The organism is Usitatibacter palustris, from assembly GCF_013003985.1.
GTDB classification, from domain to species: domain Bacteria; phylum Pseudomonadota; class Gammaproteobacteria; order Burkholderiales; family Usitatibacteraceae; genus Usitatibacter; species Usitatibacter palustris.
Window position 1 is genome coordinate 1112302 of sequence record NZ_CP053073.1, and the last position, 18339, is coordinate 1130640.

Here is an 18339-nt window from a genome sequence, read left to right on the forward strand (position 1 = left end):
TGAGTATTACCGCTCCAGGTACTGTTCGCGTGCGATGTCCGGGTGCTAGTCTGGGTGCACTTCGAGACTCAAAAATGAGCCTATACATGCGCACACTTACTAGCCTGGTCCTGGCGCTTTGCCTCGCGTACATGAGCGAGTCTGCAGCGCAAATTTCCCACGTTACGGTCAGCAAGGTCATCGAGCACATACAGACCTCGGCGACCAACGTCATCGTCGATCCGACACCGCCAGGGCCCAACTACGGCGGGCCTTATGGTTTCCACGCCCAGGTCATCGGCCAGAACATCGCCGGAATTACCGTTCCCACGTTCAACGGGCCCGTCAACTTCGGCGCGGTGGGCTCCTGGTACAACATGGGGAAGCTCGTCTACGTGGCCGACGAAGGGATCTGGCGCGCCGGCACCAACGGAAACGACTGGGGATCGCCCAACCAGGCCGACCTCAACTCGAAGTTTCCCAATGGCACCTACACGATGACCGTCAACGGGACGACGGTTCCGTTGCCGTTGACGGGAGACGCGTATCCCAATGCCCCGGTGCTCACGCTCTCGAGTCCCGGAGGCGCCTGGTCCAACGGCAAGTACGTGTTCGATCCCAGCCAGCCGCTCACCATCACGACCAGCGGATTCAACGCGTACTCATCGAACATCAATGGCGTCATGGTGATGGGCGGCGACCACATCAACCTGATCGTCCAGGGCCGCGATGCAACGCCCTCGCCGAACTTCCTCACGAAGACCGTGCCGGCCGGTACCTACACCGCGGGCCAGGAATACGAAGTCGGTGCCGGATTCCAGGCCATCGTCGGCCTGAACACGAACGCGCTGCCGGGCATCTACAGCTCGGCGCGCTATGAGGTCTACACGAACGTCGCGATCAAGGCGGAGTCTTCGGCAGCCCCGGTCTTCCCGATGGCGGTCACGAGCACGATCAACGCGACCACGGCCAACGCGACGGCGACGTTCCAGCCGCGTCCCCAGGACGCCGGCACCACGCGGAGCATCTATGTCTTCGCACTCGCCCCGGCGCCGCGCGTGCTCGGTGTCACCGCGACCACACTGAAAATCGGCGAGACGAAACGCACGGACGGATTGAAGACCGATGCGGTGCCCTGCGTGCTCGCGCAGCTCAACCAGGCAGGACAGCTCGTCGCCGCTACGGCTTCGTCGCTGGCCGCCTTGAGCACCGGCGTGATCACCGCGGCGGGGCAGACGGTGCAGGTGCTCAACAACGTGAGCACGCCCAACGTCGCCGGCGCCACGGTTTACCTCGGCTACGGCCAGACCTCGACGGGCATGATCAACGACGGCATCAACCGCAGCGTGGTCACGGTGCCCGGCACGGTCGAGTGCCGCCCCGAGGGTCCGCAAACCGGCTGGTGGTGGAACACCGTCGAAGGTGGACGCGGCTATTCGATCGAAAAGCAGGGCCGCAACATCTTCATGGCCGCGTACTTCTACGACGCCACGGGTCGCGCGACGTGGCAGGTGGCTTCGGGGCCGACGTCGTTCGACGGCGCGTACTTCACCGCGCCGCTCTATTCGTGCACGGGTGGGGTCACGCTCGCGGGCGCGTATCGCCCCAACAGCTGCGCCACCGCCGGCAACGTGACGCTCTCCTTCAACAACGCGAGCCGCGGCGCGATGATCTGGCCCGGTGGCACGGTCGGCATCGAGCGCTTCAACATCGTCGACAACGGGCTGAACGTCGCCCCGCTCGCGAACCAGCCCGAGAACGGCTGGTGGTGGAGCACGGCGGAGAACGGCCGCGGGTACTTCATCGAATGGCAGGGCGGCACCGCGGACATCGCGGGCTACATGTACGACGACGTGGGCAATCCGATCTGGTACATCACCGTGATCGCTACGCCCAACCCGCTCGCCATGAATGGTGCCTGGTGGCAATTCGCCAATGGCATGACCCAGGCGGGTCCCTATCGCGCGGCGACGCGCACCAACGACAACGTGGGTGCGGCGACGATCTCGTTCCAGAGTGCCACCACTGCCACGATGACGCTGCCGGGCGGGCGGCAGATCGCGCTCACGCGCTTCCGTTTCTAGGGTCGCCGTCGAATATTCGGCATTTCGGGCGTGAATGCGTGAGGTCAGGCGTGGGAACCACGCCTGTTGAGGCCAGTCACGCCGACCTGCGACAATGGGTCCTCCCATGCGCACTCCCATCCTCTTCCTAGCGCTCGCACTGAGCGCCATGCCCGCCTTTGGCGCGACGCCCGCCGTGCGCGCCGGCGCCTTCCACAGCCTGGCGCTCGATGCCGGGGGAACCGTGCGCGCATGGGGTGACGATTCATCCGGGCAGCTCGGCCAGGGCCGCACGCTGCTCACCGCCTCCGCCGTGACGGTCAGTGGAATCACCGGTGTCGCGAAGATTTCCGCGGGCGCGAACCACGTCCTCGCGTTGATGAACGACGGCACCGTGCGTTCCTGGGGCCGCAACAGCCAGGGACAGCTCGGCGACGGCACGAACACCAATCGCTCGACGCCCGCGCCGGTTTCGGGTCTCACGGGCGTGATCGCGATCGCCGCGGCCACGAATCATTCCATCGCGCTGAAATCCGATGGCACCGTATGGGCCTGGGGCGTGAACTGGCAGGGCCAACTGGGCAGCGACGCGATCCAGGCCGACGTGCCCGTGCGCGTGAACGGCATCAGTGACGTGGCGAAGATTTCATCGACAGGCGATCACGTGCTGGTCCTCAAGAACGACGGGACCGTGTGGACGTGGGGGCGCAACGATCTCGGGCAACTGGGCACCGGGACCCCGAGCGACGCTCGCGCGACACCCGCGGCCGTGCCCGGACTCACCGGCATCGTCGACATCAGCGCCGGCACGCAGCACAGCATGGCCGTCACGGCCGCGGGCGCGGTGCTCACGTGGGGCTACAACTACGGCGGCCAGCTCGGCCACAACGAGTCTTCGCAATTCCGCGCGGTGCCGACCGTCGTTCCCGGCATCACCGACGCGGCCGCGGCATCCGGTGGCATCTATCACTCGTTGGTTCGCGCGCGCGACGGCACCGTGTGGGCATGGGGCATGGGTTACTCGGGCGAGCTCGGCGATGGCCGCTTCACGCCTTCGATCACGCCGGTCAAGGTCAGTGGCCTCGCGAACGTCACCGACATTTCCGCCGCCGCGTTCTTCTCGCTTGCGCGCACGAGCGACGGCGCGCTGTGGGCGTGGGGCAGCAATGCCAGCGGCCAGATCGGCGACGGCACGTCCGAGAATCGCGGCACGCCGGTGCGAGTGATCAGCATTCCCGCGATCGTCGCGATGTCGGCGGGCGGGGGCCACGGCTTCGCGGTCCCTGCGGACGGCACGGTGCGCGCGTGGGGCGCCAACGATTTCGGCGAGCTGGGCGACGGCGCCAAGCCGCTGCGCACGACGCCCGCGCTCGTTCCCGGCGCAACCGGCATCGAAAAGATCGCGGCGGGCGGATTGCACACGCTGGCCGTGAAGGCGGATGGCACCGTCATCGCCTGGGGCAGCAATTCGCAGGCGCAGCTCGGCGACGGCACGCAGAACTCGCGTTCCACGGCGGGCGCGGTGCGCGTGCTCACGGGTGTGCGCGACGTTGCCGCCGGCTTCTTCAACTCGTTCGCGCTCAAGACCGACGGCACCGTTTGGTCCTGGGGCTATGCGTGGCAAGGCCTGCTGGGCCACGGCGACGAGGAGCAGCAGAACGAACCCAAACGAATCGCCGCACTCTCGGGCATCAGCGCGCTCGCCGCGGGCGACTCGCACACGCTCGTGCTCGAGTCCAACGGCGGCGTGCAGTCGTGGGGCGCCAACGATTCGGGACAACTGGGCAGCGGCAACACCGCGAATCGCTCGTCGCCCGGATTCGTGAACGGACTGACCAGCGTGACCCGGATCGCCGCGGGCGGCGCGCACTCGCTCGCGTTGCGCACCGACGGCACCGTGTGGGCGTGGGGCAGCAACTACTCGGGCCAGCTCGGAGATGGCACCAACACCGACCGGCTGGTGCCGGTGCAAGTCCCGGGACTGACGGGCGTCGTTTCCATCGCGGCGGGCAGCTCTTCGTCGTTCGCGATTCGCCAGGACGGCACCGTGTGGGCGTGGGGCGCGAACTACACCGGGCAGCTCGGCGACGGCGAAGGCTTCGAGCAAGTGCGTCCGGTGCAAGTCACCGGCGTGCGTGGCGTGGCCGAAGTCACCGGCGGCAGTGTCCACGGCCTGGCGCGCACGACCGACGGCGCCGTGTACGCATGGGGTTTCAGTCCGGATGGACGCGTCGGCGACGGCACGGTCGCCACGCGGCTCTCGCCGGTGGTCGTCCTGCGCGAAGGCGGCGCGGGTTCGATCGAAGCGAACAACTGGTTCCTCGATCTCGACCCGGCGGTGGCCACGAGCATTCCGGGCGATAAGGTTCCGGTGTTCCTGCTGGTGACGTCGCGCGGGGGTGCCACGCTCGATGCGAACGTTCGCGCGCGCGCCTCCGACGTCGGCACCAACGCGAGCTACTTCGTTTTCGTCGTTGCGCCGCAAGCATCGGTGCTCGGTGCCACGAGCTCGATGAAAGTCGTGGGCTACGCGAAGCGCCGCGACGGCAAGGCGGATCCCGTGCCGTGCGTGCTCGCGCAATTGAATTCGAACGGCCAGTTGCAGCAGGTCAGTGCCTCGAGCCTCGCGGCCCTGCTCTCGGGGACGCTCACCGCGCAGGGCCAGACGGTCGCGGTGCTCAACAGTGCCAGCACGGCGCAACTGACGGGCTCGACGGTCTACGTCGGCTACGGCACGAACGCCGCCGCGATGCTCAACAGCGGCACGAACCGCAGCGTGGTCTCGGTTCCGGGCAGCGTCGAGTGCAAGCCGCAGCCGCCGCAAACGGGCTGGTGGTGGAACACGGCGGAGGGCGGCCGGGGCTACTCGATCGAGCAGCAGGGCAACAACCTCTTCATGGCGGCGTACTTCTACGAAGCCGACGGCCGCGCGACGTGGCTGGTTGCCTCCGGTCCTTCGTCGATCGATGGTTCGCTCTTCACCGCGCCCCTGTATCGCTGCACCGGCGGCGTGACGCTCGCGGGCGCGTACAAGACCAACAACTGCACGGCCAACGGTTCGGTGACGCTCGGGTTCACGAGCGCCTCGACGGGAACGATGGTCTGGCCGGGTGGCAACGTCGCGATCGAGCGCTTCGACATCGTGCCCGGGGGCCTCGCCGCCGCGCCGCAGGCCGGCGTTCCGGAGAGCGGCTGGTGGTGGAGTGCGGCCGAGAACGGCCGCGGCTTCTTCATCGAATGGCAGAACGGGTCGGCCAACATCGCGGGCTACATGTACGACGATGCCGGCAATCCCATCTGGTACATCACGGTCGCGCCGACGCCGACCGCGCTCGCGCTCAACAGCACCTGGTGGCAGTACGCCAACGGACAGACGCAGGGCGGCCCGTACAAGGCGCCGACGCAGGTGAACGGCAACGTCGGGCCGACGACCATCCAGTTCCACGATACGACGACCGCCACGATGACGATGCCCGGCGGCCGGCAGGTGCCGCTCACGCGCTTCCGTTTCTGAGCCTGCGCGTGAGAACGGTTTGCAGGAAGAGTCCGGATTCCAGAAAGGACCGAGTCATGCGCGCGCACACATCCTGGTCATCACGCTTCACCTCCCTGGCGGCCATGCTCGTGCTGGGCGTGGCGGCGCTCGTGCAATCGGCGGAGGCGGCGAGCATCAAGGGGAAGATCGGCGCCAAGTTCAACGACGGCTCCGGCTTCGACGCCGAGTTCGACTGCAGCTTCGCCAGTGGCGTGAGCGGCGCATGCACGGGCAACCTGCGGATCACCGAGCATCCCGAGGGGTGCTCGAATTCGATCACGCTCAACGGCACGATGGCCCTCATCGGGCTCGACCTCTCGCAGCCCGGCCCGATCTCGGGCCAGTTCCAGCATACCGAGCCCGATTTCAACCTCATCCACAACCCCAACGGAACCTGTGGGGCGACCTGGAATCCCTCCAATAGCTGGAGCGAGCCCTTCACGGGCACGTGGAACGGAACGACGGCGTCGATCAGCTTCACCGCGCCGGAGTCCCACGAGGGCGTGAACTACACGATCACGGGCGGCTTCACGCTCGAGGCGGACCCGCCGTTTCCGATGACGGTGACCAGCCAGATCGACGCGGTGAGCGCGACCGCGCAGGCCGCGATCCAGTTCCGGCCGCAGGACGTCGGAACCTCCTCGAACGTGTACGTCTTCGCCCTCGCGCCGGCCACGCGCGTGCAAGGGGTCACGGCGACCACGTTGAAGGTCGGTACCGCCAAGCGCGCCGACGGATTCAAGACCGACGCGGTGCCCTGCGTGCTCGCGCAACTCAACCAGGCGGGGCAGCTGACGGCGGCGTCGGCTTCATCGCTCATCGCGTACAGCAGCGGCGTTCTCTCGGCGTCCGGCCAGTCGGTCGCGATCCTGAACAACGTCGCCACACCCGGCGTCTCAGGCGCGACGATGTTCGTCGGCTACGGAACGAGCTCGGGCGGCATGATCAACGACGGCATCAACCGCGCCGCGGTCACGGTCCCCGGCGCGGTCGAATGCCGACCCGAAGCGCCGCAGACCGGATGGTGGTGGAACACGGCCGAGGGCGGGCGCGGCTACTCGATCGAGCGCCAGGGCCGGAACATCTTCATGGCGGCGTATTTCTACGACGCATCGGGCCGCGCGACCTGGCAGGTTGCGTCGGGTCCGACGACGCTCGAGGGCGCGCTGTTCACCGCGCCGCTCTACACCTGTTCGGGTGGCGTGACGCTCGCCGGCGCGTATCGCGCGAACAGTTGCGCCACGGCGGGCAACGTCACGCTCGCGTTCAACACAGCGAGCACCGGCACGATGATCTGGCCGGGCGGAACCGTGGGCATCGAGCGCTTCAACATCGTGGCCAACGGCCTCACGACCGCACCGCTGGCGAACCAGCCGGAGAACGGCTGGTGGTGGAGTGCGGCGGAGAACGGCCGCGGCTTCTTCATCGAGTGGCAGGGCGGTACCGCCGATATCGCGGGCTACATGTACGACGATGCGGGCAATCCCATCTGGTACATCACCGTGATCAGTACCCCGAACCCGCTCGCCATGAACGGCGCGTGGTGGCAATTCGCCAACGGCATGACGCAATCGGGGCCGTATCGCGCGGCGACGCGCACGAACGACAACGTGGGTGCCGCGACGATCCAGTTCACGAGCGCGACCGCCGCGACGATGACGCTTCCCGGCGGGCGGCAGATCCCGCTCACGCGCTTCCGCTTCTAGGACAATGGCCCTCATGAAGACAACCCGTCCCGCGCGCATGCTTCGCCTCCTCGCCGCCATCGCCCTGGCGGCGATGCCGTTCCACGGAGCCGCCCAGCCGAAGGCGGCGGCGCCGGCCGCGGCCGAGATCGCGAGCCTCGATGGCAAGGGCGAGTTCCGCGAGGTCTCGCAGCTCGCGTGGAAGCCCGCGGCGGTGAAGCAGTCGCTGTTCGCGACCAACTACGTGCGCACCGGCGACGGCAGCCGCATGGGCATCCTCTTCCCCGATCGCACGCAGTTGCGGCTCGCGCCCAACAGCACGCTGCAGATCAAGGAGACGGCGGGCACGAAGGACGCCGCGACCACGATCAACCTCAACTCGGGCCGCAGCTGGGTGCAGTCGAAGACCGCTCCCAAGGGCCTGATCATGGAAACGCCCTCGGCGCTCGCGGCGATCCGCGGCACCGATTGGGAAATGGCGGTCGATGCGGAAGGCCGCGCAACGCTTTCCGTGTTCAGCGGTGAAGTGGAGTTCTACAACGAGCATGGCCGCGTGCTGGTCGCGCGCAACGAACAGGCGCTCGCCGAGAAGGGCAAGGCGCCGGTCAAGCTGCTGCTCAATACATCGCGCAAGCGCATCCAGTGGGTGTCGTCGATCACGGTCGATCCGAATCGCTACACCGGACCGGGTTCGCCGCTGCTGGTGAAGGCCGACGAGCACCTCTTCAATGGCGATACCGCTTCGGCCCGCAAGGTGCTCGAAGACGGCGCGCGGCAGTATCCCGACGACGCGCGCTTTCCGGCGGCGTTGTCGCGGCTCGCTTCGTTCGAAGACGAACCGGAGCGCGCGATCGCCATTGCCCGCGAGGCCGTGGCGAAGGGGCCCAACAGCGTCGAAGCGCTGCTGGCACTCGGTGACGCGGAGCGACTCGAAGGCCAGGCGCGCGCTGCAGGGAGCGCGTATGCGCGTGCGATCGAAGTGGCGGCCAATGACGCGCGCGGCTACCAGGGCGCGGGCATCATCGAAGGCGAACGCGAGAACGTCGGTCGCGCGCGCGTGCTCTTCGAGAAGGCGCTCGCACTCGATCCGTCGAGCCCGTCGCACCTGGCGGAGCTCGGCACGCTCGAATCCTTTGCCGGCAACTTCGCGCGCGCGAAGGAGCTGCTGCAGAAAGCCGTCGCGGAGAAGCCCGATCACTACGTCGCCTGGACGGGCCTGGGCGTTCTCGGCCTCAAGACCGGCGACATCCCGGCCGCGCATGAAGCGCTGCTGAAGGCCACGCTCGTCGAGCCGCGCTACGCCCGCGCGCACCTGTACATCGCGGCCACGTGGTACGCGCAGGAGCGCGTCGATGCCGCGCTCGAAGCGCTGCGCCGTGCCGCCGAGCTCGATCCGCGCGATCCGATGCCGTACCTGCTCGCGAGCATCATCCATGTCGACCGCATCGAATACGCGCTCGCCGCCGAGCAGGCGAGGGAAGCGCTGGTGCGCATGCCCAACCTCAAGTCGGCGAACCAGATCGCCGACAACCAGAAGGGCATCGCGAACGTCGGCACCGCGCTCGCCTCGCTCGGCCTCGAGTCGTGGTCGCGCAGCCTCGCGCAGGATTCGTACATGCCGTTCTGGGGCGGGAGCCATCTCTTTCTCGCCGATCGCTATCCGGGCGAGTTCAACAAGCGCTCCGAGCTGATCCAGGGCTTCGTCACCGACCCGCTCGTGTTCGGCGCCTCGAACCGCTTCCAGACCCTGTTCGCCGCGCCCGGCCATCACGCGACGGCCTCGATTCGCTACGGCCACAGCGACGACTTCAGCGTGATCGAACCGGTGATCACGTTGAACGGCTACATCGCCTCGCCGCGGCCGATGTCGTACTTCATCGAAGGCATCGAGACGCGCGTCGATTCGGGCAACGCGATCTTCGATGGCTCCGCGCGCACGATCACGGCGGCCTTCGGCTTCCGCCCGACGCACGAGCTCTCCGCGTTCCTGTACTTCAATCGCCTGTCCGCGGACGTGGACCTCGGGAGCATCTCGAACTTCGGCACCGCCGGCGTCACGCGCGAGAACCAGACGATCGTCGGCGACATCTCGCGGCTCGATGCGGGACTGCGCTACGCACCCACCGCCGATACGAGCTGGTGGCTCAAGGCCGGCGGCAGCCGCGAGGATTCGAAGCTCGACACCGTGCTGTCGCTCGAGCTCTTCAACGTCGCGACCCTCAAGCAGGACCAGCACTTCCAGCAGGAGCCGACGACCAGCGACGTGGCACTGCGCACGACGACCGTGGCGTGGAAGGGCTGGGAGCTCACCGCCGGTGCGGAAACCTCGCGCAAGAAAGATCCACGGCATCTCGTGCGCGACGAAGGCCTGCACCTGCCGGCCAATCCCGTGAACCAGGAAGCGCTCGACCAGGAAGACCGCGACCGCACCGACATCGTCTACGCGCACGCGCGCTGGAAGGGCGAGCGCGCGACGGCCGAGGTGGGTCTCGCATGGCGCGAGCACACGAAGGACCGCGACATCCTCGCCACACTCCCGGGCGGCATCATCACCGCGACCGAGAACTACAACCGCCGCGGATGGGATCCGGCGCTGGGCGGCACGTATCGCACCGGCGAAGCGTCGCTGCTTCGCGCCGCCTGCCGCCAGTGGCTGCGGCCGATCGGTCTCGACACGCTGATGCCCATCGCGATCGCCGGCATTCCGCTCGACGACCAGCTCGTGCTCGGCGGCGGCGAGTTGAAGCAGTGCAACGCCGCGTGGCAGTGGAACGTGCGGCGCGACCTCTTCGTCGTTGCCGACGTGGGCGAGAGCCGCGTGGAGAACCTCGTCTCGCCGCTCGACGGCCCGCTCAACACGAGCGGCGACACCACGAACCTCGACCGCCTGCGCAATCGCGTGATCACGCCGCCCGCCACGCCCGATCGTCTCGAGCAAATCCCGATCTACAGCGAAGGCCGTGTGCGCAAGGCGCACGTCGGCCTCGAATCGATCGTGTCGCCGGCGTTCGCGGTGCGCGCCCACTACACCTTCAGCGATTCGAAGAACACGAACTCGCTGCCGTTGTTCTCGGGCAAGGAGATCCCCTACGTCCCGCGCCACTACGTGAACCTCGGTTTCACCTGGACCATCGCGCCGCGCGTGTTCGTGACCACGATCGCGTCGAACCGGAGCAAGCGCTACGCCGATGAAGCGAACCTCGTCGTGCTGCCCCACGGGTGGGACGCGCAGGTGACGCTGTTCACCGAGAGCGCGGACAAGCGCTGGGCGCTCGAGGTGTTTGGTGGCAATCTCTTCCGCAAGGAGGATTCCGACGTGTTCAGCGCCGTCGTGAGCTACCGGTTTTGACGGCCAGGCGCCCCTCGGGGCTCCTCGCGCGCTACGTCGCCGCGGTCGGGCTCATGGTCTTCGCACTCTTCGCACTCCTCGCGCATACCGACTACTGGCAGCGCCTCGAGTTCAAGGGCTTCGACGTGCTCTCGGTGGAAACCGCGCCGATGGCTTCGAAGTTCCCGGTCACCCTGGTCGGCATCGACGAAAACTCGTTCGCGGAGATCGGCCGGCAGTGGCCCTGGCCGCGGGGGCTGCACGCGAAGCTGCTCGACCAGCTCGCCAGGGGCGGGGCGATGGTCGTGGTCTTCGACGTGCTCCTCTCCGAAGCATCGGTCGAGGCCGAAGACCAGGCGCTCGCGGCCGCGATCGCACGCCATGGCGGGGTCGTGCTCGTGTCCGACAAGGTCTACCAGGAGACGGCGTATGCGAAGCTGTGGTCGCGCGTCGATCCGCTGGAAGCGTTTCGCAAGGCCGGTGCGGCGAACGGGCTCGCGACCGTGCAGCCGGAGTCCGGGGACCAGGTCGTGCGCCGCCTGCCCGATGGCGACGACGTCCTCTGGCGCGAGGTCATCCGCAAGGTGAACAAGCTGCAGCCGGGGATGCTCGCCGAGCCCAATCCCCCGCCGGGTTCGTACATTCGCTATGCCGGCCCATACCGGACGTTCCCCTACGTTTCGTACTACCAGGCGCTCGAGGCCGACAAGATGCTGCCGGCCAACGCGTTTGCCGACCAGATCGTGATCGTCGGGCGCGACCTGAAGGCGTCGATCGACGCGGGTTTCACGCAGGCCGATATGTTCGCGACACCTTTCGCCGAGCGAACGGGACTGCTCACGCCGGGCGTCGAGCTCCACGCGAATATCCTCGAGACGGTTCTGCGCAACGATCCGATCAAGCCCGCGCCGGCGTGGGCCCCGACTGCATTGCTGGCGCTCGTCGTTGTGTTGTGCGCCGTGCTGATGGCGCGGTGGCGGCCGCTGCTGAGCCTCGCGATCGCGCTGGGTCTCATCGGGCTGGTCGCTGCGCTCGCGTGGGTGCTTTTCGCGAAGCAGCTCACCTGGCTGCCGGTACTCGGTTCGATGGCGGCCATCACCACGATGTATGTCGCGCTCGGTGGCCTCGGATTCTTCACCGAGCAGCATCGCAAGAACGAAGTGCGGCGCGCGTTCTCGCTCTATGTGTCGCCCGACGTGGTCGACCAGATGCTCGCCAATCCCGAGAAGCTGAAGCTCGGCGGCGAGCGGCGCGAGGTCACCGTGCTGTTCACCGACCTCAAGGGCTTCACGACGCTTTCGGAAGCGCTCGGCGCGGTGCAGGTGACCGAGCTCATCACCGAGCATTTCACCCGCGCCTCGGCGATCGCCAAGCGCAACGGCGGCACGGTGACGCAGTTCATCGGCGATGCGGTGATGGCGATCTGGAATGCACCGCTCGACGTGGCCAACCACGCCGCGCGCGCGGGGCAGGCGGCGCGCGAGATGCAGGCCGACATCGCGGCGATGCGCGCGGATCTCGTCGCACGCGGGTTGCCGGAGATCCACATGCGCATCGGTCTCAACACCTGCGTCGCCGTGGTCGGCAACCTGGGTGCGGCAGACCGCTTCAACTACACGGCGCTGGGCGACGGCGTGAATCTTTCCTCGCGCCTCGAGGGTGTCAACAAGCTCTTCGGCACCGGCATCCTGATGAGCGGCGAGACCGCCCGCGCGCAGGAGCCCGGCGCACCCTTGCGGCAGGTGGGCCGCGTGGTCGTGAAGGGCAAGAGCGAACCCGTGGACATCTTCACGTTCGACGACGACGCGAAGATCCGCGAGCTCACCGATGCCGCGTTCCTCCTGTATCGCGCGCGCGACTGGGACGGCGCCGAAGCGCAATGGCGCGCGATCCTCGCGTTGCGCGAGGGCGACGGCGTGGCGCGCCACTACCTCGACATGATTGCCGCCTTTCGAACCGATCCCCCAGCCGATGGCTGGGACTCCTCCGAATCCCTCGATAAGATGTAGCCATGAACCGCACCCTCGTACTCTCGCTTCTCTTTGTGGCCTTCGGCGCGTTCGGCCAGGCAACCCCCGCAGCGCAGCTCGGCTTCGGTGGCTTCCATTCGTGCGCCGTCAATTCGCAAGGCAACCTCAAGTGCTGGGGCGACAACGCCTACGGACAGCTCGGCGATGGTTCGTCTGCCCAAAGGCGCAGCACGCCGCGCGATGTGCCGGGGCTCGCGACCGGTGTCGCCGCGGTGGCGATGGGCTACCAGCACAGCTGCGCGCTCACCACCGCGGGCGCGGTGCGCTGCTGGGGCGACAACGCCTCGGGGCAGCTTGGCGACGGCACCACCACGCAACGCACGACGCCGGTGAATGTCTCCGGACTCTCGAGCGGTGTCGTTGCGATTGCCGCCGGCGGTTATCACACGTGCGCGATCACCGCGCTCGGTGGCCTGCGTTGCTGGGGCGGCAATACCCACGGCCAGCTCGGCATGGGCGACAGCTCGTTCTCGACCACCCCGCAGCGCCTGACACCCGTCGACGTCACGACTTTCGGAACCGGCACGCGAGCGGTCTCGCTCGGCGGGCATCACACCTGCGCGATCAAGACCGACAGCACGGTGTGGTGCTGGGGCGAGAACTGGGCGCGGCAGCTGGGCACGCCGACCGTCACGCCGCCGACGGACGTTCCCCGCAATGTCGGCATCACCGCGACGCAACTCTCGATGGGCTGGGAGCACAGCTGCGCGCGAACACCGGCGGGCGGGTTGAAGTGCTGGGGGCTCAACGATCGCGGCCAGCTCGGCAATGGACCGGTGGGTGACGCGAAGACCGGACCCGTCGACGTTCTCGGACTTACATCCGGAGTCGCGATGGTCGCGTCGGGCGCATATCACACATGCGCCGCGCTCTCGGCGGGTGCGGCGGCGTGCTGGGGCAGCAACATCTTCGGGCCGCGCGGCATGCTGGGCGACGGCAATCTCGTCGACCGCGCCGTGGCGCGCGTGGTGCCGGGCCTTGGCTCGCGCGTCGCGAGCGTGGCCGCGGGCTGGGGCAACTCCGGCGCGATCGCCGTCGATGGCACCGCGATCGCGTGGGGCCGCAACGGCGATGGCGGCGTGGGAGACGGCACGTTCGTCGAGCGGCTCTTCGCGCGGCTCGTCACCGATTCCGATGGCGTGGGCTTCCTCGATCTCACGCCCGAAAACGCGCAGCTCGTTCCCGACAATCTGAAACCGGTGTTCCCGGTGAATACGTCCGCTTCTGTATCGGGTGCCGCGGTCACGGCGTCCGCGCAGATTCGCTTCCGCGCCCAGGACGTCGGCCGCACCGCGAATCTCTACGTCTTCGCGTGGGCACCGCGCGGCCGCGTGATCAAGTCGTCAGGTCCTGTCCTCAAGGACGATCCGCCGTGCGTGATGGCGCAGCTCAATTCCTCGGGCCAGCTCGTGGAGACGAGTGCTTCGGCGATGCAGGCGTATACGAATGCCGTGCTCTCCGCGTCAGGCGCGACCGTGAACATGCTCAACGCCGTGTCGGCCGCCGCTGTGACGGGCACCACGGTCTTCGTGGGCTACGGCTCGACCGGAACGGAGATGGCGGCCAACGGCACCAGCCGCAGCGCGTACAACGGGCCGGGCACGACCGAGTGCGGGCCAGTGCCGCCGCAGACCGGCTGGTGGTGGAATCCGGCGGAACCGGGCCGCGGCTATTCGCTCGAGATGTCGGGCGACCGTCTCTGGGGCGCGTCGTATCTCTACGACACCAGCGGACGCTCGTCGTGGTTCGTGTTCGGCGGCCCGACGCAGTTCGAAGGCGCGGTCTACCAGGGTCCGCTGATCGCGGCCTCCGGCGGCCAGACGCTCACCGGCGCGTACAAGCCGATCACCTCGTCGTCACCTGGCGCGATCACGCTCGCGTTCTCCAGCGCGACGCGCGGCGTCATCACGTGGCCCAGCGGCACGACGACGCCCATCGAGCGCTTCAACATCGTGCCCGGCGGCCTCACGTCGCCGTCGCAGGCCGACGTGCCCGAATCCGGTTGGTGGTGGAATGCCGCCGAGTCCGGCCGCGGCTTCTTCATCGAGTGGCAGAACGGCTCGGCCACGATGGCGGGCTACATGTACAACGAGGCCGGGCAACCGATCTGGTACATCACCGTATCGGCCACGCCCGATCCATTGCGCTACAGCGGAACATGGCTCGAGTTCACGAATGCGGCGGTGACCAATCCGAACGTCGGCCCGGCGACCATCCAGTTCACGAGTCCCACGACCGCGACCATGACGCTCCCCGGCGGGCGGACGATTCCGCTGACTCGCTACGCGTTCTGAGGAAAAAAGGGGTCAGGTTAGTTTTCCAATCTGTCCCCTTTTCCTGTGCGGAAAAGGGGACAGATTGGAAAACTAACCTGACCCCTTTTTTTCAGTAGGTGCAGTCGAAGCTCGCCGTGCGGTGCTCGAAGGCCGACTCGGTCTTCACCAGCGCGCCGCAGATGTAGGTGACCTCGAGGCTCTTCCTCGCACCCGGCGCCGGATCGCCGCAGATGCTGTTCTCCACTTGCACGGAAGCGCTGCGCTTGCCGTTCACGCGCTTCCCGAGCCAATGGGCGGCGTTGCAGTTCTTCGAGCTCGTCCCGTAGTAGGCGCTGGTGATCGTGATCGGGCCGGTCGCCTTGATGGGTGCGGGCGCGGCGACCGCGCCGCGCTTGTCGGCCTCCAGGGATCCCTCCCGAAACCCGTCCTTGAATCCGCGCCGATAGCCTTCGTTGTAATCGTCGCTTCGCTTCGGATCTCCCTGCGCGAACGCATTGAACGCGAGGAGGAAGAGGGCAAACGCGGGAACGGTTGTCTTCATTTGTTTTCTTTCAGTGGCCTGGACGCCAGGGTTTCAGGAGCTCGCTCACGCCATCCCAGACGATCTGCACGCCGATGCACAACAGGATGAACGCCATGAGCTGGAGGAAGACCGCCGTTCCGGTATCGCCGAGCAATCGCATGAGGCGCGGCGCATAGCGGTTGGCGAGGTAGATCGCGAGCGCGACGCCCGCGAGGCCGAGGACCAGGCCGATGCCCGCCCAGATCGCGGCGACGTCGTGGCGCGGGAGCGTCGTGCCGATCGTGATCGCGGTCGCGATCGAGCCCGGACCGACGATGAGCGGGAAGGCGAGGGGATAGAACGCATGCCCCCGGATTTTTTCGGGGGAAACCCTGCGCGGAGCGGGCTTCTGCGCGTCGTCGCTGCCTTCGTCCGCGGTGAGCATGCGCCACGCGGTGGCGGCCACGAGCAGCCCGCCGCCCACGCGCACGACCGAGAGCGAGATCCCGAAGTATGCGAGCACGTAGACGCCGACGAACGCGGAAGCGACCAGCAGGAAGAAACAATTCATCGCGACGCTGCGGGCCATCGCCACGCGCAGCGGTTCTTCGAGCCCGCTCGTGAAGCGCATGAACACGGGTGCGGCGCCGGGAGGATTGGTGATCGGCAGCAGCGCGCCGATCGCGAGCAACGCCGTCTTGAGGACCAGGGCGAAGTCGAACTCCATGGCTACGGGCTGCGCAGGTGCCAGGCCTTGAGTCGCGTGAACGTTTCGATGCCGTACGTGGAAAGCGTGAGGCCCACGCCGGAGTGACCGACGCCCGACCACGGAAGGCGCGGGCTCACGCGGTCGCAACAGTTCCAGTAGACCGAGCCCGCGTGCACGCCCGCGAGGATGCGCTCGGCGCGCTTGCGGTCGGTCGTGTACACGCCGGCGGTGAGGCCGTAGTCGGTGTCGTTCATCAGGCGCTGGGCTTCGGCGTCGTCCTTCACGCTCATGAGGCCGATCACCGGACCGAAGGACTCTTCGCGCATCACCGCCATCTTGTGGTTCACGTCGACGAGCACGGTGGGTTCGAAGCGGCTTCCTTTGCCGCGCTTGCCGCCGGTGAGCACCTTCGCGCCCTTCTTCTTCGCGTCGGCGACCTGCGCTTCGAGCACCTTCACCTGCGGCGCGCGCGTGAGCGGGCCAATGTACGTGGCGTCGTCGAGCGGATCGCCCGCGCGATAGGTCTTCACCTCGTCGACGAAGGCCTTCACGAATTGCGGGAAGATGGAATCGCGCACGTAGATGCGCTCGACCGAGCAGCAGCTCTGGCCGGTGTTGTAGAACGCGCCATCGGCGATGCCCGCCGCGGCCTTGGCGATGTCCACGTCCTCGCAGACGTAGACCGGATCCTTGCCGCCGAGCTCGAGCTGGAGCTTCAGCATGCGGCCGCGCACGGACTGCGCGATCTTCTTGCCCGTGGCATACGAGCCGGTGAAGAACACGCCATCGACGGGTTGCTTGAGCAGCGCCGCGCCGACATCGCCCGCGCCGATCAACGGCACGAAGACATCCTTCGGGATGCCGCTCTCATGCAGGAGGCGCGCGATCTCCAGGCCCGTCATCGCGGCGTACTCGGAAGGCTTGTAGAGGATGGCGTTGCCCGCGAGCAGCGCGGGAACGAACACGTTGCCGCCGACGAACCACGGATAGTTCCACGCGGAGATGTTGGCGATGACGCCCAGCGGCTCGTGGGAAATGACCTCTTCCATTCCGGCGGCCTTCGAGACCTTCTCGGGCTTGAGGGTCTTCGCGGTTTCAGCGAGGAAGAAATCGATGCGCGGCAGGAAGCCCTTGAGCTCATTGCGCGCCTGCGTGATGGGCTTGCCCGTCTCGGAGGTGAGCACCTTCGCGAGTGGGTCCACTTGTTCCAGCACGCGCTCGCGAAACTCCGCGATCGCGGCGAGGCGTTTCTTCAGCGGGACCCTCGCCCACTTCGCTTGCGCGGCGCGTGCGGCTTCGTACTTCGCCTTGACGCTCTTCGCATCGTCGGCTTCGAGGGACGCGATGGGCTTGCCCGTGGCCGGGCTCGTGACCTTCAGGCGGGCCATGGGTCAGGCCGCCCGGGCGAGGACGGGCGATGCCTTGCCGGTCTTCTTGCGGTTCGTGCAGGCGTCGAGGAAGGCCTTGAGCAGCGGCTTGCCGTCCATGAGCGCGACATCGCCCGGGTCCATGAACTCCGGGTGCCATTGCACGCCGACCACGAAGCTGTGGCCTTCCCAGCGCACGGCCTCGACGACGTCATCGGGATCGCTCTTGGCTTCGACGACCAAGCCTTCGCCCAGCGTCTTCACGGCCTGGTGGTGGATGGTGTTGATGCGCGTCCTGGAGACTTGCGGATAGAGGCCCGAGAGCCAGGTATCGGGCAGCACGCACATGTCGTGGAAGTTGTGCTCGTACTTGGTGTCGTGACGGTGATGACCGGAATCGGGCAATTGAGTCGCGAGGTCCTGGTAGAGCGTGCCGCCGAGGGCCACGTTGATGAGCTGGCAACCGCGGCAGATGCCGAACACGGGTTTGCCCTGGCGCACGAATTCGTGGAAGAGCTCGATCTCGTACTGGTCGCGGATGCGGTCGCCCGACCACGCCGGATTCATCGGCGTCTCGCGATAGGTTTCGGGCGCGATGTCCGCGCCGCCCTGCAGGACGAGGCCGTCGAGCTGGTTCACGTAATCCTTCACCGTGACGCCGTTGGGAAGGTGCGGGGAGGCGAGGCTCATCTCCGGGACCATGAACGCGAGGACGCCGCCGGACATGACCCAGTTGGCCGCCGACTGCTCCATGTACTGCACCGTCTTGGTGGGCAGGAATTGGCGGGTGGGGTCCGGGTAGAGGAGCCGGGCCGAGATGCCGATTTTCAAGGGGTCCATAAGCTCAATCTTATCGCCAACCGTG

At 67.3% G+C, this 18339-nt stretch carries 10 protein-coding genes; 6 read left to right on the top strand and 4 right to left on the bottom strand.

What is annotated here, in order from left to right:
• The first annotated feature begins 86 nt into the window (after positions 1–86).
• From DSM104440_RS05790 to DSM104440_RS05815, 6 genes are all read left to right on the top strand, one after another.
• On the top strand, positions 87–2063 hold the full coding sequence (locus DSM104440_RS05790; RefSeq protein ID WP_171161103.1) for a hypothetical protein: 1977 nt from the start codon (positions 87–89) through the stop codon (positions 2061–2063).
• A 106-nt stretch (positions 2064–2169) separates the two neighbouring features.
• Positions 2170–5556 (top strand): RCC1 domain-containing protein, encoded by a 3387-nt coding sequence (locus DSM104440_RS05795; protein ID WP_171161104.1) that lies wholly within the window; start codon positions 2170–2172, stop codon positions 5554–5556.
• A gap of 56 nt (positions 5557–5612) precedes the next feature.
• Positions 5613–7283, top strand: a complete 1671-nt coding sequence (locus DSM104440_RS05800; RefSeq protein ID WP_171161105.1) for a hypothetical protein — start codon at positions 5613–5615, stop codon at positions 7281–7283.
• 37 nt (positions 7284–7320) lie between these two features.
• Positions 7321–10611 (top strand): FecR domain-containing protein, encoded by a 3291-nt coding sequence (locus tag DSM104440_RS05805; protein WP_171161106.1) that lies wholly within the window; start codon positions 7321–7323, stop codon positions 10609–10611.
• On the top strand, positions 10608–12599 hold the full coding sequence (locus DSM104440_RS05810) for a CHASE2 domain-containing protein (protein ID WP_171161107.1): 1992 nt from the start codon (positions 10608–10610) through the stop codon (positions 12597–12599). The genes DSM104440_RS05805 and DSM104440_RS05810 overlap by 4 nt, the downstream gene beginning before the upstream one ends.
• A 2-nt stretch (positions 12600–12601) precedes the next feature.
• Positions 12602–14914, top strand: coding sequence for an RCC1 domain-containing protein (locus tag DSM104440_RS05815; RefSeq protein WP_171161108.1), 2313 nt, complete (start codon positions 12602–12604; stop codon positions 14912–14914).
• 91 nt (positions 14915–15005) lie between these two features.
• Here DSM104440_RS05815 and DSM104440_RS05820 read toward each other — a convergent pair whose 3' ends face one another.
• From DSM104440_RS05820 to DSM104440_RS05835, 4 genes are read right to left on the bottom strand one after another with little or no spacing between them, the layout of a single operon-like run.
• Positions 15006–15437, bottom strand: a complete 432-nt coding sequence (locus tag DSM104440_RS05820) for a hypothetical protein (RefSeq protein ID WP_171161109.1) — start codon at positions 15435–15437, stop codon at positions 15006–15008.
• Between the two features lie 10 nt (positions 15438–15447).
• Entirely contained in the window at positions 15448–16125 is a 678-nt protein-coding gene (locus DSM104440_RS05825) for a MarC family protein (RefSeq protein ID WP_171161110.1), read from the bottom strand.
• Positions 16126–16127: 2 nt separating this feature from the next.
• On the bottom strand, positions 16128–17495 hold the full coding sequence (locus DSM104440_RS05830; RefSeq protein WP_171161111.1) for an aldehyde dehydrogenase family protein: 1368 nt from the start codon (positions 17493–17495) through the stop codon (positions 16128–16130).
• 3 nt (positions 17496–17498) lie between these two features.
• Complete coding sequence (locus tag DSM104440_RS05835) at positions 17499–18314, bottom strand: gamma-glutamyl-gamma-aminobutyrate hydrolase family protein (protein WP_171161112.1); 816 nt, start codon at positions 18312–18314, stop codon at positions 17499–17501.
• Positions 18315–18339: the final 25 nt, after the last annotated feature.